19 protein-coding genes are annotated in these 21,159 nt (G+C 61.8%); 5 read left to right on the top strand and 14 right to left on the bottom strand.

What is annotated here, in order from left to right; translation table 11 throughout:
* Window positions 1-9: 9 nt before the first annotated feature.
* Both RR51_RS19730 and RR51_RS19725 read left to right on the top strand, forming a co-directional pair.
* The gene (locus tag RR51_RS19730; RefSeq protein WP_039614450.1) at window positions 10-903 is read left to right on the top strand and encodes a DMT family transporter; all 894 of its coding nucleotides are present in this window, start codon (window positions 10-12) and stop codon (window positions 901-903) included.
* Between the two features lie 148 nt (window positions 904-1,051).
* The gene (locus RR51_RS19725) at window positions 1,052-1,978 is read left to right on the top strand and encodes a class I SAM-dependent methyltransferase (protein ID WP_039614459.1); all 927 of its coding nucleotides are present in this window, start codon (window positions 1,052-1,054) and stop codon (window positions 1,976-1,978) included.
* Window positions 1,979-2,102: 124 nt separating this feature from the next.
* Here RR51_RS19725 and RR51_RS19720 read toward each other — a convergent pair whose 3' ends face one another.
* Window positions 2,103-3,104 (bottom strand): sulfate ABC transporter substrate-binding protein, encoded by a 1,002-nt coding sequence (locus RR51_RS19720; RefSeq protein WP_039614449.1) that lies wholly within the window; start codon window positions 3,102-3,104, stop codon window positions 2,103-2,105.
* 245 nt (window positions 3,105-3,349) lie between these two features.
* Here RR51_RS19720 and RR51_RS29530 point away from each other — a divergent pair, with 245 nt between their 5' ends.
* Complete coding sequence (locus RR51_RS29530) at window positions 3,350-4,414, top strand: RHS repeat-associated core domain-containing protein (RefSeq protein ID WP_236693283.1); 1,065 nt, start codon at window positions 3,350-3,352, stop codon at window positions 4,412-4,414.
* Between the two features lie 48 nt (window positions 4,415-4,462).
* On the opposite strand, the gene RR51_RS19715 is transcribed toward RR51_RS29530, so the two are convergent.
* The 7 genes from RR51_RS19715 to gcl form a co-directional block, all read right to left on the bottom strand.
* The gene (locus tag RR51_RS19715) at window positions 4,463-5,284 is read right to left on the bottom strand and encodes an ion transporter (RefSeq protein WP_039614448.1); all 822 of its coding nucleotides are present in this window, start codon (window positions 5,282-5,284) and stop codon (window positions 4,463-4,465) included.
* A gap of 45 nt (window positions 5,285-5,329) precedes the next feature.
* Entirely contained in the window at window positions 5,330-6,202 is an 873-nt protein-coding gene (locus RR51_RS19710) for an urea transporter (RefSeq protein ID WP_039614447.1), read from the bottom strand.
* A gap of 187 nt (window positions 6,203-6,389) precedes the next feature.
* A complete protein-coding gene (gene pyk, locus RR51_RS19705) occupies window positions 6,390-7,805 on the bottom strand; it encodes a pyruvate kinase (RefSeq protein ID WP_039614446.1) in 1,416 nt (471 codons plus the stop codon).
* Window positions 7,802-9,076, bottom strand: a complete 1,275-nt coding sequence (locus RR51_RS19700) for a glycerate kinase type-2 family protein (RefSeq protein ID WP_039614445.1) — start codon at window positions 9,074-9,076, stop codon at window positions 7,802-7,804. The genes pyk and RR51_RS19700 overlap by 4 nt, the downstream gene beginning before the upstream one ends.
* A gap of 243 nt (window positions 9,077-9,319) precedes the next feature.
* The gene (locus tag RR51_RS19695) at window positions 9,320-10,213 is read right to left on the bottom strand and encodes a 2-hydroxy-3-oxopropionate reductase (protein ID WP_003259509.1); all 894 of its coding nucleotides are present in this window, start codon (window positions 10,211-10,213) and stop codon (window positions 9,320-9,322) included.
* 179 nt (window positions 10,214-10,392) lie between these two features.
* On the bottom strand, window positions 10,393-11,175 hold the full coding sequence (gene hyi / locus RR51_RS19690) for a hydroxypyruvate isomerase (RefSeq protein WP_003259508.1): 783 nt from the start codon (window positions 11,173-11,175) through the stop codon (window positions 10,393-10,395).
* 68 nt (window positions 11,176-11,243) lie between these two features.
* Entirely contained in the window at window positions 11,244-13,019 is a 1,776-nt protein-coding gene (gene gcl / locus RR51_RS19685) for a glyoxylate carboligase (RefSeq protein WP_015271168.1), read from the bottom strand.
* Between the two features lie 257 nt (window positions 13,020-13,276).
* Here gcl and RR51_RS19680 point away from each other — a divergent pair, with 257 nt between their 5' ends.
* On the top strand, window positions 13,277-13,717 hold the full coding sequence (locus tag RR51_RS19680; RefSeq protein ID WP_008091653.1) for a GlcG/HbpS family heme-binding protein: 441 nt from the start codon (window positions 13,277-13,279) through the stop codon (window positions 13,715-13,717).
* A gap of 122 nt (window positions 13,718-13,839) precedes the next feature.
* On the opposite strand, the gene RR51_RS19675 is transcribed toward RR51_RS19680, so the two are convergent.
* A complete protein-coding gene (locus RR51_RS19675; RefSeq protein WP_013973538.1) occupies window positions 13,840-14,451 on the bottom strand; it encodes a TetR/AcrR family transcriptional regulator in 612 nt (203 codons plus the stop codon).
* Window positions 14,452-14,583: 132 nt separating this feature from the next.
* On the opposite strand from RR51_RS19675, the gene RR51_RS19670 reads away from it, so the two are divergent.
* The gene (locus tag RR51_RS19670; protein ID WP_039614444.1) at window positions 14,584-15,498 is read left to right on the top strand and encodes a DUF808 domain-containing protein; all 915 of its coding nucleotides are present in this window, start codon (window positions 14,584-14,586) and stop codon (window positions 15,496-15,498) included.
* A 138-nt stretch (window positions 15,499-15,636) separates the two neighbouring features.
* Here RR51_RS19670 and RR51_RS19665 read toward each other — a convergent pair whose 3' ends face one another.
* From RR51_RS19665 to RR51_RS19645, 5 genes are all read right to left on the bottom strand, one after another.
* A complete protein-coding gene (locus tag RR51_RS19665) occupies window positions 15,637-16,419 on the bottom strand; it encodes an outer membrane protein OmpK (RefSeq protein ID WP_003259506.1) in 783 nt (260 codons plus the stop codon).
* Window positions 16,420-16,770: 351 nt separating this feature from the next.
* Window positions 16,771-17,556 carry an outer membrane protein OmpK gene (locus tag RR51_RS19660; protein WP_015271165.1) on the bottom strand — a complete coding sequence of 262 codons (786 nt, stop codon included), beginning with the start codon at window positions 17,554-17,556 and terminating at the stop codon, window positions 16,771-16,773.
* Window positions 17,557-17,696: 140 nt separating this feature from the next.
* Window positions 17,697-19,052 carry a nucleobase:cation symporter-2 family protein gene (locus RR51_RS19655; RefSeq protein WP_013973535.1) on the bottom strand — a complete coding sequence of 452 codons (1,356 nt, stop codon included), beginning with the start codon at window positions 19,050-19,052 and terminating at the stop codon, window positions 17,697-17,699.
* A 209-nt stretch (window positions 19,053-19,261) separates the two neighbouring features.
* A complete protein-coding gene (locus RR51_RS19650) occupies window positions 19,262-20,590 on the bottom strand; it encodes a urate hydroxylase PuuD (protein WP_013973534.1) in 1,329 nt (442 codons plus the stop codon).
* A 59-nt stretch (window positions 20,591-20,649) separates the two neighbouring features.
* Window positions 20,650-21,153 (bottom strand): ureidoglycolate lyase, encoded by a 504-nt coding sequence (locus RR51_RS19645; protein WP_003259500.1) that lies wholly within the window; start codon window positions 21,151-21,153, stop codon window positions 20,650-20,652.
* Window positions 21,154-21,159: the final 6 nt, after the last annotated feature.

The following is a 21,159-nucleotide window of genomic DNA, read 5'->3' as shown; positions in this document are numbered from 1 at the left end:
AGGTTTGAGATGGACAGTTCATTGCGTCGTGGCTCGCTGGAAATGGTTGCCGCCATGCTGATTTCCGGGACCATCGGTTGGTTCGTGCTGGTGTCAGGCCAGCCGGTGCTCGAGGTGGTGTTCTGGCGCTGCGTGTTCGGTGCCGTGACCTTGCTGGCGATTTGCGCTGGGTTCGGCTTCCTGCGGCCGGGCGTGATCAGCCGCACGGCGTTCCTGCTGGCGATTGCCAGCGGTGTGGCCATTGTCGGCAACTGGGTGTTGCTGTTCGCCTCCTACTCGCGGGCGTCGATTGCCATCGGCACGGCGGTGTACAACGTGCAGCCGTTCATGCTGGTGGGGCTGGCGGCGGTGTTCCTGGGCGAGAAGATCACCCTGGCCAAAGTTACCTGGCTTAGCGTGGCGTTCCTCGGCATGCTGGCCATCGTCAGTGCCCATGGCGCGGGGCAGGGTGGCGGTGAGGACTATTTGCTGGGCATTGCGCTGGCGCTGGGGGCGGCTTTCCTGTATGCCATCGCGGCGTTGATCATCAAGCGCCTGAGTGGCACGCCACCGCACCTGATCGCGCTGATCCAGGTGGCCACGGGTGTGCTGTTGCTGGCGCCGTGGGTCAAGCTTGGCGGGTTGCCGGGTGAAGTGCCGGCGCTGGCCAGCCTGGTGACCTTGGGCATGGTGCACACCGGGTTGATGTATGTGTTGCTGTACAGCGCCATCCAGCGCTTGCCCACGGCGCTGACCGGGGCACTGTCGTTCATCTACCCGATTGCGGCGATTCTGGTGGACTGGGTGGCGTTCGGGCACCGGCTGGCACCGTTGCAGTGGCTGGGGGTGGCGTTGATCCTGCTGGCGGCGGCGGGGATGCAGCAGGGGTGGTGGTTCCGGCCAGCGCGGGTTGTGGCCGAGTAATGAGATGGTCTTGCGGGCCCTTTCGCGGGTAAACCCGCTCCCACAGGATCATCACAGGCCCGAACCGTGTGCAGCACCTGTGGGAGCGGGTTTACCCGCGAAAGGGCCCGCAAGGTAGAATGCCGCTTTTGCCAGCTTGCGACCCATGATGACTTCGCCGATCCAGACTCTGGAGCAACGCCTGCTCGCCGCCCTCGACCCTGCCCCGCAGGAAACCCGCCGCCTGTTCCACGGCCGCGGCCGCTGCTGGGCGGGCCTGGAGCAGGTCACCGTGGACTGGCTGCAAGGCGTGCTGTCGGTCGCTCTGTTCCGCGAGCCGGCGCAAGGCCAGCTGGCCGAACTGGAGGCCATGCTGCGTACTCTCGCCGAGCGCCCACAGTGGACTGGTCAAGCCATCCTTATCCAGCATCGCTACCTGCCCGACAGCCCGGGCCAGTGGCTGCTGGGCGAACCGTGCCAGCAGCGCGAGGTGGTCGAGGATGGGCTGACCTACCTGCTGGACCTGGGCGTACGGCAGAACAATGGCCTGTTCCTCGACATGCGCTATGGTCGGCGCTGGGTGCGCGAGCAGGCGGCGGGCAAGCGCGTGCTGAACCTGTTCGCCTACACCTGCGGTTTCTCGGTGGCGGCGATTGCCGGTGGCGCCGAGCAGGTGGTTAACCTGGACATGGCCAAGTCGGCGTTGTCCCGGGGCCGCGACAACCACCGCCTCAATGGCCACGATGCGTCGCGGGTGGCCTACCTGGGGCACGAGCTGTTCAAGTCGTGGGGCAAGGTGCGCAAGTACGGGCCTTACGACCTGATCATCATCGACCCGCCGACCTTCCAGCGCGGCAGCTTTGTGCTGACCCAGGATTACGCGAAGATCCTGCGGCGCTTGCCGGAGTTGTTGAGCGAGGGCGGGACGGTGCTGGCATGCGTGAACGACCCGGGCATCGGGCCAGAGTTTCTGATCGAGGGGATGGCGGAGCAGGCGCCGTCGCTGGCATTCGTCGAGCGGCTAGAGAACCCGCCGGAGTTTCCTGACGTGGACCCGGCGGGGGGCTTGAAGGCCCTGGTATTCCGTCAGGCCTGATGTTGCCCTTGCTGGCCTCTTCGCGGGTAAACCCGCTCCCACAAGTACAGTGCAAAACCTGAGGGCTGTGGGGTTCCTGTGGGAGCGGCTTTAGCCGCGAAGAGGCCGGTAAGGCTTACATCAATTACTGATTGTTGGTGTAGATCTGGTCAAACACCCCACCATCATTGAAGTGGGTCTTCTGCACGGTGCGCCAGTCACCAAAGGTCTTCTCCACCGACAGGAAGTCCACTTTCGGGAAGCGGTCGGTGTACTTGGCCAGTACCGTCGCATCACGCGGGCGCAGGTAGTTCTGTGCGGCAATTTCCTGGGCGGCTGGCGACCACAGGTACTTCAGGTATTCCTCGGCCGCGGCCTGGGTGCCCTTCTTCGCCACTACCTTGTCGACCACGGTGACCGGTGGCTCGGCTTCGGCCGACACGCTCGGGTAGACCACTTCGAACTGGTCGCGGCCGAACTCGCGGGCGATCATTTCGGCTTCGTTCTCGAAGGTCACCAGCACGTCACCGATCTGGTTGGTCATGAAGGTGGTGGTGGCGGCGCGGCCACCGGTGTCCAGCACCGGCGCCTGCTTGAACAGCTTGCCGACAAAGTCCTTGGCCTTGTTTTCATCACCGCCTTGCTTGAGCACATAGCCCCAGGCCGACAGGTAGGTGTAGCGGCCGTTACCCGAGGTCTTTGGGTTGGGCACGATTACCTGTACGCCATCCTTGAGCAGGTCGGGCCAGTCTTTCAGCGCCTTGGGGTTACCCTTGCGCACGATGAACACAGTGGCCGAGGTGAATGGCGCGCTGTTGTTCGGCAGGCGGCTGACCCAGTTGTCCGGCACCAGTTTGCCGTTGTCGGCCAGGGCGTTGATGTCGGTGGCCATGTTCATGGTGATGACATCGGCCGGCAGGCCATCGATCACCGCTCGCGCCTGCTTGCTCGAGCCGCCGAACGACATCTGCACGTTGACTTTCTCCTTGTGCTCGGCTTCCCAGTGCTTCTGGAAGGCCGGGTTGTAATCCTTGTAGAAGTCGCGCATCACGTCGTAGGAAACGTTGAGCAGGGTGGGGGCAGCCTGAGCGAAATTGCCCAGGGCAAGGCCTGCGGCGAGCAGCGAGGCGGTGAAGAGTTTTTTCACGTTGCTTCCTTGTTATCGAGAAGGTGTTGGCAGTTTGTCTGCGACTATAGCGGGTGGAGTAGTGGTGGTTAAAGAACAAAAAATACTTTGTTTATGCCAACAGCAGCGCTGCTGTTGAGGTCAGTCACGTTGATCGCATCGAACTTAAACCATACGCGATCTTGGTAAGGATGGCGTGCTGGCGACAGGCGCTGGGCTGAGGGCTTTGGCATAAGACCTGATAAATTTACCAGTAGCCAGTTCAAATGAAAAGTGTCCAGAATAGGCCTGAAACTGCAATTGGAGTTGATGGGCGGTTTGATGTCATTGCGACAATCAAGGCAGAATTGTTGTGTGGAATTAAAGGCTTTAAAGGGGGATTTATGAGAAGGGTTCGAATTTTTTATTGTAAAAATAGGTTGGTAGTCGAAGAGGGTGAAAAAAACCTGAATTTTTTCTCTGTATCAAGATGGCCGCTTGCGTCGTTGGGGGCCAGCACCAAGCTGCTAATGAGTAGTGATACAGGGACAGTGTATGGGGAGGTTGCCAATGAAATTAATGAGCTCTCATATACGCCCTATGGATTTCGCACGTACAATGGTATGGAGGGTAGGCAAGCTTTCAATGGTGAAAGACTGGATTTTGTAACAAGTGGTTATCTTCTAGGAAACGGGCATCGTCAGTTTGCGCCAAGACTTATGCGCTTCCTTTCTCCTGATCATTTAAGTCCTTTCAATAAAGGCGGTATCAATAGTTATGTCTACTGTGCCTCTGATCCGGTCAATGGTTTGGATCCTTCCGGTCGCGTAAATATTACAAAGCTTTTCATGCCGTGGCGTCGAACTGGTACAACCGGCTTCATGAAAGAAAAAAGTTTGCCGACTGGGCTTTTGAAACAGCTGCTAAAAAAGAGATCTGCTGATGAACGTAGAAGTATTTATGTATATGAGGCTCAGGGTGATGGTTACAAACACTACAGGTTGGCTCGGGGAGAGGCTCCGGATCTGTTGCCGAGGACAGCCACTCATGAGAACTTTGCCGGGCGCGAGGTTTATGTTAAGGGTGGGTTGATAATTGATCTGAAAGGCGATTCAATGAAGGATTACAATTTTTCTGCCACTGATCGTGTTGCTGGGAATTATGGTTTCGTCAGAGTGCGCTCAAAGCCGATTGCAATAACTACTTTCGAACCCAATGAGGCTGGGGCTGCTGCGCTGGAAAAAGAGATGCAAAGTTGGTTTACAGCTGAAGAGTGGAATGGGAGCGGCGCTCCGGGTTTCAATAGCAATCAGGACGGACTGAATGCAGAAATTAGACAAATTCGCCGATAGTCAAAGCGTGCGATGGTCGGCTGCGGCTCACAGCCACAGCCGCCAACATCACTGCTTTGGAAACAGTCCGCTTCCGCACCGGGAACAGAACGCCGCGCCGTGCTCGTGAGTCTTCTTGCTGCAGTTCGGGCAGGAGTGCTGCAGCTGCTCCCCGCGCATGGCATTGGCCAGCTCCGCTGTAAAGATCCCAGTCGGCACGGCAATGATCGAATAACCGGTAATCATCACCAGCGACGACAGCACCTGCCCCAGCGGGGTCTTCGGCACGATGTCGCCAAAGCCTACCGTGGTCAGGGTAACGATGGCCCAGTAGATGCCCTTGGGAATGCTGGTAAAACCATGCTCAGGCCCTTCGATCACATACATCAAGGTGCCGAACACCGTCACCAGGGTCGATACCGTCACCAGGAACACGATGATCTTCTGCTTGCTGCCGCGCAGCGCCTCCATCAGATAATGGGCCTGCTTGAGGTACGGGCTGAGCTTGAGCACACGGAAGATCCGCAGCATCCGTATCACCCGGATAATCAGCAGGTACTGGGCGTCGCTGTAGTACAGCGCGATGATCCCCGGCACGATCGCCAGCAGATCGACCAGGCCATAAAAGCTGAATGCGTAGCGCAAAGGCTTGGGCGAGCAGTACAGGCGGGTGAGGTACTCGGCCAGGAAGATCGCGGTAAAGCCCCACTCGATGCCGGCCAGCAGGCCGGCGTAGCCCTGGTGCACTTCGTCGATGCTGTCGAGTATCACCGTCACCAGGCTGGCCAGGATGATCAGCAGGAGGATCTTGTCGAAGCGTCTTCCAGCCACGGTATCGGTCTGGAAGACGATGATGTAGAGCTGCTCGCGCAGGCTCGCAGGGTTGTTCATTGGCTCGTTCCACAAAAGCGATGGGCTGAGCCTAGGGGCTGCATTTCAGCTGTGCAAGCGGCTGGCGTCACGATGCCTGGGCTGGGCCAGATGATTACCCAGGTGCATCAGCCAGCAGGCGGCGACGAAGGGCGCGGTCAGGCCGGGCACCGGTAGCAGCTTGAACAGTGGTTGCAGTAGCAGGGCCAGGGTGATGGCCAGCACTGTCAGCCACGGCTTTTCACCTTGTCTACTGAACGCGAGTGCCGCCAGCGCAGCGTTGAAACCGTAAAGGCCCATCCACGCTGCCTGTGCCTGGTCCGCGAGCAGCGCTACGCCGCCCCCGATGGCCGAGCCGATCACCGCCCACATTGCGGCATAAGGGTTTGCGATGAACATGCCGATGACGATAAGCAGGCCGGCCAGGGGCTGGTCGAGCAGGAAGATCTGGCCCACGCCGCGCGCCAACGCGTACAGCGGCTGGGCTTCGACGAAGCCGCTGGGCGAGGGGCTGGCGATCAGCAATACGGCCCAGCCAAGCAGGACGAAGGGTGCGGTGTAGGCGATCAGCAGCTTGCCGCCGCGCTTGCGCCACTGGTGGGTGATGATGCTGGACAGGCCGCCAGCGGCGATGATCAGTGGCGGCAGGATGACCGACCAGGGCAGCACGGCGCTGATCAGGATGCCGATCAGTACGCCGTTGTAGCTGTACAGGCCTGCCTGGCGGTCGGCACGGTCGTAGCCACGAGCCTGGGCGGTGAGCAGGCCGGCCAGGGCGCCGAGCAGGGCGCCACCGACCAGGCCGGGGGCGGTCAGCAGGATGGCCAGCAGGCAGCACAGGCCGCACAGGGGGTTGCGCAGCAGCAGCACCTGGCTGAAGCCGTTGAGTAACGCCGTGGCCCAGTCGGGGCACGGGTTGACGAAATTTTTGGTGTACATCGGGGCAGTCAGTGAGGTTGATGGGGCGCGGTGGGCCTCTTTGGGCCTCGGGTTTTCCGCAGTTGTGTGTGACACCACCGACCCTGTGGGAGCGGGCGTGCCCGCGAATGCGTCAGCTCAGGCAACGTCGTTGTCCCTGCTGGCCTCTTCGCGGGCACGCCCGCTCCCACAGGAGAGATGCGGTGGTTTAGATCAAGGTCTCGATCCGCAGCGTGTTAGTCGACCCTGGTTTGCCGAAAGGCACACCGGCAGTGATCAGCAGCGTGTCGCCACGGCTGGCCATGCCTTGTGCCTGGGCAATCTCCAGTGCGGTGGATACAACCTCGTCCACCTGGCGCAGGCGGTCGTTGACCACCGAGTGCACGCCCCACGCCACGCTCAGGCGACGCGCGGTGGCCAGGTTCGGGGTGAGGTTGAGGATCGGTGCCCGTGGCCGCTCGCGTGCCGCGCGCAGGGTCGAGGCGCCCGACTCGCTGTAGTTGACCAGCACCGCCACCGGCAGGATGCCGCTGATACGGCGGATGGCGCAGCTGATGGCGTCCGATACGGTGGCCTCGGCCTTCGGCCGGCCAACGTCGAGCTGGGCCTGGTAGTCCGGGCCGTTCTCCACCTGGCGGATGATCTTGCTCATCATCTGCACGGCTTCCAGCGGGTACTCACCCGAGGCAGTCTCGGCCGACAGCATCACCGCATCGGCACCTTCGGCCACGGCGTTGGCCACGTCGGTGACTTCGGCGCGGGTCGGCGCTGGCGAGAAACGCATGGATTCGAGCATCTGCGTGGCCACCACCACCGGTTTGCCCAGTTGGCGGCAGGTGCCGATGATGTGCTTCTGGATTTGCGGCACGCTTTCGGCCGGCACTTCCACGCCCAGGTCGCCACGGGCCACCATGATCGCATCCGCAAGCTCCGCGATGGCTTGCAGCTGTTCGACTGCCGATGGCTTTTCGATCTTCGCCATCAGGTAGGCACGGTCACCGATCAGCTGGCGTGCTTCGGTGATGTCTTCGGGGCGCTGCACGAACGACAGGGCCACCCAGTCCACGCCCAGTTCCAGGCCGAAGGCCAGGTCGCGGCGGTCTTTCTCGGTGAGCGGGGAGAGGTCGAGCACCGCTTGCGGCACGTTGACACCCTTGCGATCGGACAGCTCGCCACCGGCCAGCACTTCGGTGTCGATGGCGTCGCTGTGCTTGGCGGTGACGCGCAGGCGCAACTTGCCGTCGTCCAGCAGCAGGTCCATGCCCGGCTCGAGGGCGGCGATGATCTCAGGGTGCGGCAGGTTGACCCGGCGGCTGTCGCCCGGGGTGTTATCCAGGTCCAGGCGCAGGGCCTGGCCGCGTTGCAGCTGCACCTTGCCGTCGGCAAAGCGGCCGACGCGCAGCTTCGGCCCCTGCAGGTCCATGAGGATACCCAGCGGGTAGTTCAGTTGCTGCTCGACTTCGCGGATCCACTGGTAGCGCAGGGCGTGGTCGGCATGCTCGCCGTGGCTGAAGTTGAGGCGGAAGATGTTCACCCCGGCTTCTACCAGTTGGCGGATGTCGTCGATGCCTTTGATCGCAGGGCCGAGGGTGGCGAGGATCTTTACTTTTTTATCAGGCGTCATGATTGGGCAGTCTCGAGGATCAGGATGGCGCGGAAGTCGTTGACGTTGGTGCGGGTCGGCTCGGTGACGATCAGCGCATCCAGGGCGGCGAAATAGCCGTAGCCGTTGTTGTTGTCCAGTTCGTCGCTGGCCGACAGGCCCAGGGCTTCGGCACGGGCGTAGCTGGCCGGGGTCATGAAGGCGCCGGCGTTTTCTTCCGAGCCATCGATACCGTCGGTGTCACCGGCCAGGGCGTACACGCCCGGCAGGCCTTTCAGGCTTTCGGTGAGGCTGAGCAGGAATTCGGCGTTGCGCCCGCCACGGCCATTGCCGCGCACGGTCACGGTGGTTTCGCCGCCGGACAGGATCACGCAGGGTGCCTTCAGTGGCTGGCCGTGCTGGACGATCTGCCGGGCGATACCGGCGTGCACCTTCGCCACTTCGCGTGATTCGCCTTCCAGGTCGCCGAGGATCAGCGGGCTGAACCCGGCCTGGCGGGCTTTGACCGCGGCGGCTTCGAGCGACTGCTGGGGCTTGGCGATCAGCTGGAAGTGGCTGCGGGCCAGGGCCGGGTCGTCGGCCTTGACGGTTTCCGAGGCTGGGTTGTTGAGCCAGTCGATAACCGCCTTGGGTGCTTCGATGTTATAGCGTTTGAGGATGGCCAGGGCGTCGGCCGAGGTGCTCGGGTCGGCCACGGTAGGGCCGGAGGCGATCACCGTGGCGAGGTCGCCCGGGACATCGGAAATGGCATAGGTATACACCGTGGCCGGCCAGCAGGCCTTGGCCAGGCGGCCGCCCTTGATCGCCGAGAGGTGCTTGCGCACGCAGTTCATCTCGCCGATGGTGGCGCCGGATTTCAGCAGCGCCTTGTTGATCTGCTGCTTGTCGGCCAGGGTCAGGCCTTCGGCGGGCAGGGCCAGCAGCGCTGAGCCACCGCCGGACAGCAGGAAGATGACGCGGTCGTCTTCACTGAGGTTGCTGACCAGTTCCAACACGCGTTTTGCCACGGCCAGGCCGGCGGCATCGGGGACCGGGTGGGCGGCTTCGACCACCTCGATCTTCTGGCAGTTGGCACCGTGACCGTACCGTGTGACAACAAGCCCGGAGACTTCGCCCTGCCAGCACTTCTCGACCACTTCGGCCATGGCGGCTGCGGCCTTGCCTGCACCGATGACGATGACCCGGCCGCTGCGGTCGGCGGGCAGGTAGGGTTCGAGGACTTGACGGGGGTGGGCGGCAGCGATGGCTGTGTCGAACAGCTCGCGGAGAAGGTTTTGCGGATCGACCGACATGGCAGGCTCCCAATTATTGTTGTTCTGCAGAATCAAAAACGCCCCTGGAACTGCCTCCGTGCAGGCCGAACCAGGGGCGGGTGTTGCTCGGTGCCACCGTTGAACCTGTGGTCGCAGGTTCAACGGTGTTGGCTTCTTCGCGGGTAAACCCGCTCCCACAGGGACTTCACAGAGGCTGAAGACGGCGTAAATCCTGTGGGAGCGGGTTCACCCGCGAAGAGGCCGGTGAAGGCTAAAAATTACTTACTTGTCGTCGCGGATCGAGAAGTTGGCCATGTGCTCCAGGCCTTTGATCAGCGCCGAGTGGTCCCAGTTGCCGCCGCCCAGGGCCTGGCAGGTGTTGAACACTTGCTGTGCATTGGAGGTGTTGGGCAGGTTGATGCCCAGTTCCTTGGCGCCTTGCAGGGCCAGGTTCAGGTCCTTCTGGTGCAGGTTGATGCGGAAACCTGGGTCGAAGGTGCCCTTGATCATGCGCTCGGCGTGCACTTCGAGGATCTTCGACGAGGCGAAGCCGCCCATCAGGGCTTCACGTACCTTGGCCGGGTCGGCACCATTCTTGGCGGCGAACAGCAGGGCTTCGGCAACGGCCTGGATGTTCAGGGCAACGATGATCTGGTTGGCCACCTTGGCGGTCTGGCCGTCGCCATTGCCACCGACGCGGGTGATGTTCTTGCCCATGGCTTCGAACAGCGGCAGGGTGCGCTCGAAGGCTTTCGGGCAGCCACCGACCATGATGCTCAGGGTCGCGGCCTTGGCACCGACTTCGCCGCCGGACACCGGGGCGTCCAGGTAGGCAGCGCCGGTAGCCTTGATCTTCTCGGCGAAGGCTTTGGTAGCGGTAGGGGAGATCGAGCTCATGTCGATCACGACCTTGTTCGGGCCCACGCCTTCGGCCACGCCGTTGTCACCGAACAGGACGCTCTCGACCTGCGGGGTGTCGGGGACCATGACGATGATGAATTCGGCTTCCTGGGCAACTTCCTTCGGGTTGGCCAGGGCCACGGCACCGGCGGCGATCAGGTCGGCCGGGGCAGCGTCGTGGTGGGTGGAAATGAAGATGCTGTGACCTGCTTTCTGCAGGTTCTGAGCCATGGGCTTGCCCATGATGCCGGTGCCGATGAAACCGATTTTAGCCATGAGAGATTACCTCGTTGTATTTGTTGAATCTCGATGGAGCAGGCTGCACAGGCCCCTTGTTGGACACAAAACTCTGTGGGAGCGGGTTTACCCGCGAAAGCGGCAGTGAAGCCAACATCGCATTCGCGGGTGAACCCGCTCCCACAGGGTCAGGCATGTGTCACGGGACCCGATCAGCCTTAGATTGCGTTATGGGTCTTCAGCCAGCCCAGGCCCGCTTCGGTGGTGGTCAGCGGCTTGTACTCCGCGCCCACCCAGCCCTGGTAGCCGATGCGGTCCAGGTGTTCGAACAGGAAGCGGTAGTTGATCTCGCCGGTACCTGGCTCGTTGCGGCCGGGGTTGTCGGCCAGCTGGATGTGGTTGATCAGTTTCAGGTTGGCTTCCATGGTGCGAGCCAGGTCACCTTCCATGATCTGCATGTGGTAGATGTCGTACTGCAGGAACAGGTTGTCGCTGCCAACCTCGGCCTGGATTTCCAGGGCCTGTTTGGTGGTGTTCAGGTAGAAGCCGGGGATGTCGCGGGTGTTGATCATTTCCATGACCAGGCGGATCCCGGCGGCTTTCAGCTTGTCGGCGGCGTAGCGCAGGTTTTCCACGAAGGTCTTGCGCACGGTGGCGCAGTCCGGGCCTTGTGGGCGAATGCCGGCCAGGGCGTTGACCTGGGTGTTGCCCAGCACCTTGGCGTATTCGATGGCCTTGTCGACACCGGCGCGGAATTCCTCGACGCGGTCAGGGTGGCAGGTGATACCGCGCTCCCCCTTGGCCCAATCGCCCGCCGGCAGGTTGAACAGCACCTGGGTCAGGCCGTTGGCGTCCAGCTGCTGCTTGATCTCGGCAGCGCTGAAATCGTACGGGAAGAGGTACTCTACGCCGCTGAAACCAGCATCGGCGGCAGCCTTGAAGCGGGCCAGGAAGTCCTGTTCGGTAAACAGCATGGACAGGTTGGCAGCGAAGCGAGGCATGTTGTGTCTCCTTGCGATGAAGGCCCCCGGCGCCCTCAGGTAGGGGTCGGCACGGGGGCGTCAGTCGATCAGTCCAGCAGCGAGATGGCGGTTGGCGCGTCGTTGCCGACCAGGGCCAGGTCTTCGAACTCGTTGACCGCGTTGATCTCGGTGCCCATGGAAATGTTGGTCACACGTTCGAGAATCACTTCGACCACCACCGGTACGCGGAACTCTTCGGCCATCTTCTGTGCCTTGAGCAGGGCAGGGGCGATCTCGGCCGGCTCGAATACACGGATGGCCTTGCAGCCCAGGCCTTCGACCACGGCGACATGGTCGACACCGTAGGTGGCGGCGTCGGTCGAGTTGATGTTCTCGAACGCCAGTTGTACACAGTAATCCATGTCGAAGCCACGCTGTGCCTGACGGATCAGGCCCAGGTAGGCGTTGTTCACCAGCACGTGCACGTACGGCAGATTGAACTGTGCGCCCACCGCCAGCTCTTCGATCATGAACTGGAAGTCGTAGTCACCCGACAGCGCGACCACCTTGCGCTTCGGATCGGCCTTGACCACACCGAGGGCGGCAGGGATGGTCCAGCCCAGCGGGCCGGCCTGGCCGCAGTTGATCCAGTGGCGTGGCTTGTACACGTGCAGGAACTGCGCGCCGGCGATCTGCGACAGACCGATGGTGCTGACGTAGCAGGTGTCCTTGCCGAATACCTGGTTCATTTCTTCGTAGACGCGCTGCGGCTTGACCGGCACGTTGTCGAAGTGGGTCTTGCGCTGCAGGGTGGCCTTGCGCTCCTGGCAGTCTTCCAGCCAGGCCTTGCGGCACTTCAGCTTGCCAGCGGCTTTCCACTCGCGTGCCACTTCGAGGAACACGTCCAGTGCCTTGCCGGCGTCGGAAACGATACCCAGGTCCGGGGTAAACACGCGGCCGATCTGGGTCGGCTCGATGTCCACGTGCACGAACTTGCGGCCTTCGGTGTAGACGTCGACGGAACCGGTGTGGCGGTTGGCCCAGCGGTTACCGATACCGAACACCAGGTCAGATTTCAGCAGGGTGGCGTTGCCATAGCGGTGCGAAGTCTGCAGGCCGACCATGCCGACCATCTGTGCGTGGTCGTCCGGGATGGTGCCCCAGCCCATCAGGGTTGGAATCACTGGTACACCGGTCAGTTCGGCGAACTCGACCAGCTTGTCGCTGGCGTCGGCGTTGATGATGCCGCCACCGGCTACCAGCAGCGGGCGTTCGGCGTCATTGAGCAGGGCCAGGGCTTTTTCGGCCTGTACGCGGGTGGCGGACGGCTTGTGCACTGGCAGCGGTTCGTAGGCGTCGATGTCGAATTCGATTTCGGCCATCTGCACGTCGAACGGCAGGTCGATCAGTACCGGGCCTGGGCGGCCGGTGCGCATTTCATAGAAGGCCTTCTGGAAGGCGTAAGGCACCTGGCCCGGCTCCAGAACGGTGGTGGCCCACTTGGTGACCGGCTTGACGATGTTGGTGATGTCGACGGCCTGGAAGTCTTCCTTGTGCAGGCGGGCACGTGGGGCCTGGCCGGTGATGCAGAGGATCGGGATGGAGTCGGCGGAGGCACTGTACAGGCCGGTGACCATGTCGGTGCCGGCTGGGCCGGAGGTGCCGATGCACACGCCGATGTTGCCTGGGTTGGCACGGGTGTAACCCTCGGCCATGTGCGAGGCGCCTTCGACGTGACGAGCGAGGACGTGATCGATGCCACCGACTTTCTTCAGGGCCGAGTACAACGGGTTGATGGCAGCCCCCGGGATGCCGAACGCGGTATCTACACCTTCACGGCGCATGACCAGAACGGCTGCATCGATTGCTCTCATTTTGCTCATGGTTTGTGCCTCATCGATTTTGTAATTGTATACAACTTGCTTTGTGCCAGAGTGTATTCACGGCTGGCCGCTCAGGTCAACGGGTTTTCGTCGGACGAGGTCGCTTTCGTTCAAGCGCCCGTGAAAACGGGCGTTTGCAATCTCGCATACGATCGTTTCAATTTATTGTATACAAAAAAAGATTCAGTTGTGTTCTATTGGCTTATCGGTTTTTCACCTGCCCTCAGGGCTTCTCACAACAAGAAGAGGACCTTTCCATGAACGCTTTGAACCTGAAAGTCGCGGTCAGCCTGGTGAATGCCGCGCTGGCGGCGGGCCGCAAGATCAACGCCGCGCCACTGACCGTGGCGGTGCTGGATGCCGGCGGCCACTTGCTGGCGCTGCAGCGCGAGGATGGCGCCAGCCTGATCCGGCCGGAGGTGGCTACCGGCAAGGCCTGGGGGGCGATTGCCCTGGGCAAGGGGTCGCGCCTGCTGGCGCTGGACGCGCAGCAGCGGCCGGCATTTTTTGCCGCGCTGAACGGGTTGGGCGAGCGACCGGTGGTGCCGGCGCCGGGTGGCGTGCTGATTCGTGATCAGGACGGCAAGGTGCTGGGTGCTGTCGGGATCAGTGGGGATACGTCGGATATCGACGAGCAGTGCGCGATCAGTGCGATCGAGGAGGTGGGGTTGAAGGCGGATGCGGGTGTAGCAGCCTAAATCTCTGTTGCCGGTTCCGGCCTATTCGCGGGTGAACCCGCTCCCACAGGATCATCACAGGCTTGAAGCTCGTGGTGTCCCTGTGGGAGCGGGTTCACCCGCGAAGAAGCCAGCGCCGGGGGTCAGGCCACCTCTGGCTCACAGCCCTTGAGCACCATGCGGATGATGGTCTCGGCTGCGGCGTCATAATCGCTGTCGGCCAGCTTGGCCTTGCCGGTCACGGCAGAGATCTGCCAGTCGAAATCGGCATAAGTCTGGGTCGCTGCCCAGATGCTGAACATCAGGTGATGCGCATCCACATGGGCGATTTGCCCGCGGTCGATCCAGCGCTGGATGCACTCGATGTTATGGCGCGCCTGCTCGTTCAACTGCGCTACCTGGTTCGGCGACAGGTGCGGGGCACCGTGCATGATCTCGCTGGCGAACACCTTGGACGCATGCGGCAGGTCGCGCGAAATGCGGATCTTCGAGCGGATGTACGCACTCAGCACTTCCTTCGGGTCACCGTCGGCATTGAACGGGGTCGACGCCTGCATGATCGGCGCGATGATACTTTCCAGGACCTCGCGGTAGAGGTTGTCCTTGGATTTGAAGTAGTAATACACGTTCGGCTTGGGCAGGCCGGCCTTGGCCGCGATATCGCTGGTCTTGGTGGCGGCGAAGCCCTTGTCGGCGAATTCCTCGCTGGCCGCGCGCAGGATCAGTTCCTTGTTGCGCTCGCGAATGGTGCTCATGGTCAGGGATCTTCCTCGTGTCTGGCCACCTCTAAGAGGGATCGGGCATGGTAGCACCGGGCTCGACGGGCGCTCAAGGCAGCGGCTTTGGGCTAGAATCCTGGACACTTACTCTTCTGGATGCAGGCAAACATGGCAGGAAGCAGTCTACTGGTACTGATCGACGACATCGCCACTGTGCTCGATGACGTCTCGGTGATGACCAAGGTGGCGGCAAAAAAGACCGCAGGCGTGCTGGGCGATGACCTGGCGCTGAATGCCCAGCAGGTCACCGGGGTACGTGCCGAGCGCGAGATCCCTGTGGTGTGGGCAGTAGCCAAGGGCTCGATGGTGAACAAGGCCATCCTGGTGCCGGCGGCGCTGCTGATCAGTGCGTTCATTCCCTGGGCGGTGACGCCGTTGCTGATGCTGGGCGGTGCCTACCTTTGCTTCGAGGGCTTCGAGAAGCTGGCGCACAAGTTCCTGCACAGCAAGGCCGAAACTGACGCCGAGCACGAAGCGCTCAAGGAGGCGGTGGCCGATGCCAATGTCGACCTGGTGGCGTTCGAGAAAGCCAAGATCAAGGGCGCGGTACGTACCGACTTCATCCTGTCGGCAGAAATCATCGCCATCACCCTGGGCATCGTTGCCGACTCGCCGTTGACCCAGCAGATCGTCGTGCTGTCGGGCATCGCGGTGGTCATGACCATCGGCGTCTACGGGCTGGTGGGCGGTATCGTCAAGCTCGATGACCTGGGGCTATGGATGACCCGCAAGGCATCACGCCTGGCCAGGGCGGTGGGTAACGGCATTCTGCGTGCCGCGCCATACATGATGAAGAGCCTGTCGGTGATCGGCACGGCGGCCATGTTCCTGGTTGGTGGCGGGATCCTGGTGCATGGTATCGGGCCGCTGCATCACGCCATCGAGGCGTTCAGTGAAGGGCGTGGCGGTGCGTTGACCGTGGCGCTGCTGAACGGCGGTGTCGGGGTTGTGGCCGGTGCCGTGGTGCTGGCCGTGGTGGGCATTGCGGGGAAACTGTGGCGAGCGGTTCGGCCGGCCAGTTGATGCTGCCTGGCCGGGGCTTCGCCCCGGTTCGCGGGTGAACCCGCTCCCACATGTATAGCGTCTGCCATGAATCCGGTGCGGACCCTGTAGGAGTGGGTTTACCCGCGAATGGGCCGCAAGGCGGCCCCTGTACTCAGATCAGAAGTGAACCTTGAGCAGGAAGCTCATGGTGTTCTGGTCGGTGGTGAAGGCATCGGAATCCTTGATGCCGTACTTGTTCTTCCAGTAGTCGTACTCCACACCCACATACAGCTGCTTCTCGCCCAGGTGCAAGGCCTTGCCCAGGTCATACTTGATCTGCGGGTTGAAGTGCAGGTTGGCCTGGTAGGTGCCGCGGCGGTTCTCGTCGTTGTCCACCACCCAGTCCATGAAACCGTCGATCAGCACATCGGACGAACCGACCGGAATGGTGTACGACCACACCGGGGTGATCTGCCACACGTTGTCGCCGGCGCGGCTGCCGTCGGTGGTGCGGTTGTAGAAGTTCAACTGGAAGTAGTCGAAGCCAGGGATGTCCAGGTCGAAACCAGGGCCGATCAGGTACGACTCGGTATCACCTTCGCCGAACTCGTAGGTCATCGCCAGCAGTACGTCCTTGACCGGGCCAAACCCTATCTTCTGGTCGAAGATCTTGCCGAACGACAGGCGCGGGCTGATTTCGCCGTAGTAGGTGTTCGGGCCGTTGCCCTCATCTTTCTGGCCCTGGTAGAAGATCTTGTCGACAAAGATGAAGTTATCGCCGTACTTCCAGCCATCAGCGTGCTCGAAGGTCACGGTTTGCTGGATCGACGGGTTGACCTTGAAGTTCTTGCCCCACAGGTAGGTCAGGCTGTTGTTCTGCCATTGCAGCAGGTCGCCGCCGAAGGTGGTGCCACAGGCCAGCAGGCCGCCGGCGAGGATCAGGCTGTTGATGGTACGCATTGCGAATGTCGCTCCCTTGATTGATCTGTTGTCAGCGCTCGTTATTGGCGCTTTTTGTCTTTTGAGTCAGCTTTTTTCGATAGGCCACAGCTGTTTGGCAAGGGTTGAGCCAACTTTCCTGGGCTGGCAAAACCTTCCTGCTCGACTTCGTTCTGAACGGATGAAAAGGGTCTTTCAGGCTGGCAACACGTTGGCCAACCGCCCGTATTCATTGACTGAGCGGTCAGTAAACGCAGGCAGAATCCGTTCTGCCCTGATCGAGGGGGCGCGCAGATTACTGGCTTGCGCGCCTTGCCTCAAGTGCTCCTTCCTGGAGCAGAGTGGAACAAACTTGTGCGTTTGGTCAGTTTTCTAGAAGTGCACTTTGATCAGCGCACTGGCGACACTCTGGTTGCTTTCCAGATTGCCGCGGCTGTCGATGCCGTACTTGTCCTTCCAGTAGCTGTACTCAAAGCCCACGTACAGCTGCTTGGCGCCCAGGTTCAGCGCTTTGCCCAGGTCGTACTTCACCTGCGGGTTGAAGTGCAGGTTGGCGTGGTAGGTGCCACGGCGGGTCTGGTCATTATCGGTCACCCAGTCCATGTAGCCGTCGATCAGAATGTCGGACCTGCCCACGGGGATGGTGTACGACCAGCCGGGGGTGATCTGCCAGACGTTGTCACCCGGGCGGCTGCCCTCGGTGTTGCGCACGTAGAAATTCAGGGTGAAATAGTTGAAGCCGGGGACGTTCAGGTCGAAACCAGGGCCGATCAGGTAGGCCTCGTTGTCGCCTTCGCCGCGCTCGTAGGTCATGGCCAGCAGTACGTCCTTGATCGGGCCGAAGGCCAGCTTCTTGTCAAAGATCTTGCCGAATGACAGGCGTGGGCTGAACTCGCCGTAGTAGGTGGTGACGCCTTTGCTGGCGTCGGCCTTGCCGTTGTAGAAGATCTTGTCGACGAACATGAAGGTGTCGCCGTACTTCCATTTGTTGGCGTGCTCGAACGTGATGGTCTGCTGGATATCAGGGTTGACCTTGAAGTCCTTGCCGTACAGGTAGGTCAGGCTTTCGCCGTGCCATTGCAGCCATTCGCCTGCATGCGAGGGGAGGGTGGCCAGCAGGCTGCTGCCCAGCAACAGGGACGTGGTGATGCGCTTCATGTTGTGATTCCCGGACTTATTGTTTTTGTTGGCGGTTTATTTGGCGCGCAGGCGCCCCGGGCGGCCCATTCCGGCGGGCCGACGGTGTTGCGTTTACTGCCTTTGTGAATGCGGGGCGGCCATGCGCCGCCCCGTCTGGCTCAATGCTGGTGACAGGCTTCGTTGTGCACCGCGCGGTCGGCACCACCAAGGATGTTGAACAGCACGTTCAACACCAGGGCACTGACCGTGGCCATGGCGATGCCACTGTGGGTGATGGGCTCCATCCACTGGGGCATCTGGGCGAAGAACTCCGGACGTACCACGGGGATCAACCCGAAGCCGACGCTCACTGCAACCAGCAGCTGGTTGCGACGGTCGCCGATGTCCGCCTCCTGGAGAATCTTGATCCCGGTGGCGGTGACCATGCCGAACATGGCGATGGACGCGCCGCCCAGCACCGCAGGCGGGATCGAGGCGATCAGGAAGGCCGCCTTGGGCAGCAGGCTGAGCAGGATCAGCAGTGCACCGGCCACGATGGTGACATAGCGGCAGCGCACCCCGGTCATCTGCACCAGGCCGATGTTCTGGGCGAACGAGGAGTGGGTGAAGGTGTTGAAGAAGCCGGCGATGAACGACGCACCGGCATCGCACAGCAGGCCGCGACGCAGCATCCCTGGGGTAACTTCACGATCGGTCACCTTGCCCAGGGCCAGGAACATGCCGGTGGACTCGACGAAGATGATCACCACCACCAGGCACATGGACAGGATCGGCGCCAGGCTGAAGGTCGGCATGCCGAAGTGCAGTGGGGTGACCACTTGCAGCCACGGTGCGTCGTTCAGGCCCGACAGGTCGACCATGCCGATGGAGCCGGCCAGGATGTAGCCCAGGCCCATGCCCACCAGCACCGACACGTTGACCCAGAAACCGCGCATGAAGCGGTTGATCAGCAGGATTACCGCCAGTACCAGGCCGGCCACCAGCAGGTAGATCGGCGAGCCGAAGGTATCTGCCTGTTGGCCACCACCGGCCCAGTTGACTGCCACCGGGAACAGCGACAGGCCAATCGAGGTGATCACCGTGCCGGTAACCAGGGGTGGGAAGAAGCGTACGACCTTGGACATGAACGGCGCGATCAGCATGCCGAAGAACCCGGCGGCGATGGTCGCGCCGAAGATCCCCTGCAGGCCCACGCCGGGCATGCCGGCCATGGCCACCATGCTGCCGACGGCAGCGAAACTGGCACCCATCATTACCGGCATGCGGATGCCCACCGGGCCGATACCGAAGGACTGGATGATGGTGGCGACGCCAGCGACCAGCAGGTCGGCGTTGATCAGGAAAGCGACTTCTTCACGGGACAACCCGGCGGCCTGGCCGATGATCAACGGCACGGCGATCGCGCCGCCGTACATCAGCAGAACGTGTTGCAGGCCAACCAGGATCAGTTGGAACAGGGGCAAGGGCTCGCGCGGCGGCGCAACGGGGATGTACGCCTTGCGTGACTCGGACATGCAGCACCTCGAGTTTTGTTTTTATTCTCGGATCCAAGCGCCGGCCTCAGGCGGCAGGCTCGCTGTGAAGAGAGCCTGGGGTTCCCGCCTGACGCTGAACGCTCGATGCTTGCTTGTTGCATATGTCTTGAAACAGAGGCCGGGAGTGCCGGCCTCTTCGCGGGTGAACCCGCTCCCACAGGGGGCGGTGTTATCCCGACAATTGTGTTTCAGTTGACCGGGGCGCCTTTGGCGATCCAGTCACCGACGAGCTTGCGCTCTTCGGTGGTCATCTGGGTGATGTTGCCCAGCGGCATGATCTGGCTGGCGACCGCTTGCGCCTGGATGCGCGCGGCCTGGGCCTGGATCTGCTGCGGGGTGTCGAACATCACGCCGGCAGGGGCGGCGCTGAACAGTGGGCTGGTCGGCTTGGACGAGTGGCACACGGTGCAGCGTTCCTGGATGACATTGTGGATCTTGTCGAAGCTCTCGCCGCCAGCCTGGGCGGTGGCCTGGGCAGGGGCTTCGGCCGGTGCGGCAGGCGCTGCGGCAGCCTTGGCGGCGTCCTCGGCGCGTTGCTCGGCGGCGGTCTTGCCACCTACAGCGGTCGCGGGCAGTGGCTGGTACTCGACCTTCGCCGCGGCTTGCTCAGGGCTGACGGCCATCGGTTTCGGACCGGTGACATAGGCCAGGCAGATCATCGCCAGGGCGCCGACCGGCAGGGTCCAGGCGTACTTGTTGCTGTCGTGACGGGTGTTGAAGTAGTGGCGGATCAGGACCGCGGCTACTGCGATACCGGCCAGGATCAGCCAGTTGTACTGGCTACCGTAGGTGCTCGGGAAGTGGTTGCTGATCATGATGAACAGCACCGGCAGGGTGAAGTAGTTGTTGTGGCGCGAGCGCAGCAGGCCCTTGGCCGGCAGTACCGGGTCTGGGGTCTGGTTGTTCTCGATCGCCGCAACCAGCTGGCGCTGGGCCGGCATGATGATGCGGAACACGTTGCCGACCATGATGGTGCCGATGATCGCGCCGGTGTGCAGGTACGCACCACGGCCGCTGAACACCAGGCTGAAGCCCCAGCATGCCGCGATGATCAGCACGAACAGTACTGCACCGAGCAGCGCTGGCTTCTTGCCCAGGGGCGAGTCGCACAGGAAGTCGTAGATGAACCAGCCTGCGATCAGCGAGCCGATACCGATGGCCACGCCTTCGGCACCGCTCAAGGTGCTGCCAGGGGCCAGCAGGTACAGGGTCGGGTTCCAGTAGAACACCACGCACAGCAGGGCAATACCGGACATCCAGGTGAAGTAGGCCTCCCATTTGAACCAGTGCAGGTTCTCGGGCATTTTCGGGGGGGCGAGCTTGTATTTCTCCAGGTGGTAGATACCACCGCCGTGAATTGCCCAGAGATCACCCGACAACCCATCGCGCGGGTTGCTTCGGTTCAGGTGGTTCTCCAGCCAGACGAAGTAGAACGATGCACCGATCCAGGCGACACCGGTGATCATGTGAACCCAGCGAATGCTCAGGTTCAGCCATTCGTGAAGGTGTGCTTCCACAGTATGTACCTCTTGCCGGTCACCCGCTCGGGCAATGCCCTTGAATGACCGACCTTTTCTTATTGGTGGGGATTGAGGACCAGCATCTGTTCCTCGGTGAAGTAATGCTCGTCGCAGTTGTTGCCGGAACCACTGCGATCAACCACCAGGAAGTCATCCCGCTTTTCGATCGTCAGCACCGGGTGGTGCCAGACGCCGCGATGGTAATTAACGCCCTGCCTGCCATTACTGCGGAAGGCTCGGACCAAACCTGATACAGGTGCATCGCCAACTGGCGCGACCACGATCAGAAAGGGGTTGCCGAGCAGCGGGATGAAAGCCTGGCTGCCCAGCGGATGGCGTTCCAGCATGCGCACGGTCAGCGGCATGTCCAGCGCGTCGGCGCGGAAGATGCTGATGATCGCCTTGTCTTCAGGCTCGGCGGTTTCGACCGTGGCGAGCTTGTGGAAGCGCATGGTCGAGCCGTTGTTGATCATGAAGTGGTCGCTGCCGTCGGTTTCGATCACGTCTCCGAAGGGGGCGAAGGCTTCTTTGGTCAGGGGCTCGATCATCAGGGTGCGCATGCGGAT

The sequence above is a fragment of the Pseudomonas sp. C5pp genome (assembly GCF_000814065.1).
GTDB lineage: Bacteria > Pseudomonadota > Gammaproteobacteria > Pseudomonadales > Pseudomonadaceae > Aquipseudomonas > Aquipseudomonas asiatica.
This window is presented reverse-complemented; position numbering and strand designations above follow the sequence as displayed.

Bases quoted from the DNA above. Each gene is read 5' to 3' on its own strand.
- RR51_RS19730 (WP_039614450.1), top strand. From the start codon at position 10: ATGGACAGTTCATTGCGTCGTGGCTCGCTGGAAATGGTTGCCGCCATG.
- RR51_RS19725 (WP_039614459.1), top strand. From the start codon at position 1,052: ATGACTTCGCCGATCCAGACTCTGGAGCAACGCCTGCTCGCCGCCCTC.
- RR51_RS29530 (WP_236693283.1), top strand. From the start codon at position 3,350: ATGAAAAGTGTCCAGAATAGGCCTGAAACTGCAATTGGAGTTGATGGG.
- RR51_RS19715 (WP_039614448.1), bottom strand. From the start codon at position 5,284: ATGAACAACCCTGCGAGCCTGCGCGAGCAGCTCTACATCATCGTCTTC.
- RR51_RS19710 (WP_039614447.1), bottom strand. From the start codon at position 6,202: ATGTACACCAAAAATTTCGTCAACCCGTGCCCCGACTGGGCCACGGCG.
- pyk (WP_039614446.1), bottom strand. From the start codon at position 7,805: ATGACGCCTGATAAAAAAGTAAAGATCCTCGCCACCCTCGGCCCTGCG.
- RR51_RS19700 (WP_039614445.1), bottom strand. From the start codon at position 9,076: ATGTCGGTCGATCCGCAAAACCTTCTCCGCGAGCTGTTCGACACAGCC.
- RR51_RS19695 (WP_003259509.1), bottom strand. From the start codon at position 10,213: ATGGCTAAAATCGGTTTCATCGGCACCGGCATCATGGGCAAGCCCATG.
- hyi (WP_003259508.1), bottom strand. From the start codon at position 11,175: ATGCCTCGCTTCGCTGCCAACCTGTCCATGCTGTTTACCGAACAGGAC.
- gcl (WP_015271168.1), bottom strand. From the start codon at position 13,019: ATGAGCAAAATGAGAGCAATCGATGCAGCCGTTCTGGTCATGCGCCGT.
- RR51_RS19680 (WP_008091653.1), top strand. From the start codon at position 13,277: ATGAACGCTTTGAACCTGAAAGTCGCGGTCAGCCTGGTGAATGCCGCG.
- RR51_RS19675 (WP_013973538.1), bottom strand. From the start codon at position 14,451: ATGAGCACCATTCGCGAGCGCAACAAGGAACTGATCCTGCGCGCGGCC.
- RR51_RS19670 (WP_039614444.1), top strand. From the start codon at position 14,584: ATGGCAGGAAGCAGTCTACTGGTACTGATCGACGACATCGCCACTGTG.
- RR51_RS19665 (WP_003259506.1), bottom strand. From the start codon at position 16,419: ATGCGTACCATCAACAGCCTGATCCTCGCCGGCGGCCTGCTGGCCTGT.
- RR51_RS19660 (WP_015271165.1), bottom strand. From the start codon at position 17,556: ATGAAGCGCATCACCACGTCCCTGTTGCTGGGCAGCAGCCTGCTGGCC.
- RR51_RS19655 (WP_013973535.1), bottom strand. From the start codon at position 19,052: ATGTCCGAGTCACGCAAGGCGTACATCCCCGTTGCGCCGCCGCGCGAG.
- RR51_RS19645 (WP_003259500.1), bottom strand. From the start codon at position 21,153: ATGCGCACCCTGATGATCGAGCCCCTGACCAAAGAAGCCTTCGCCCCC.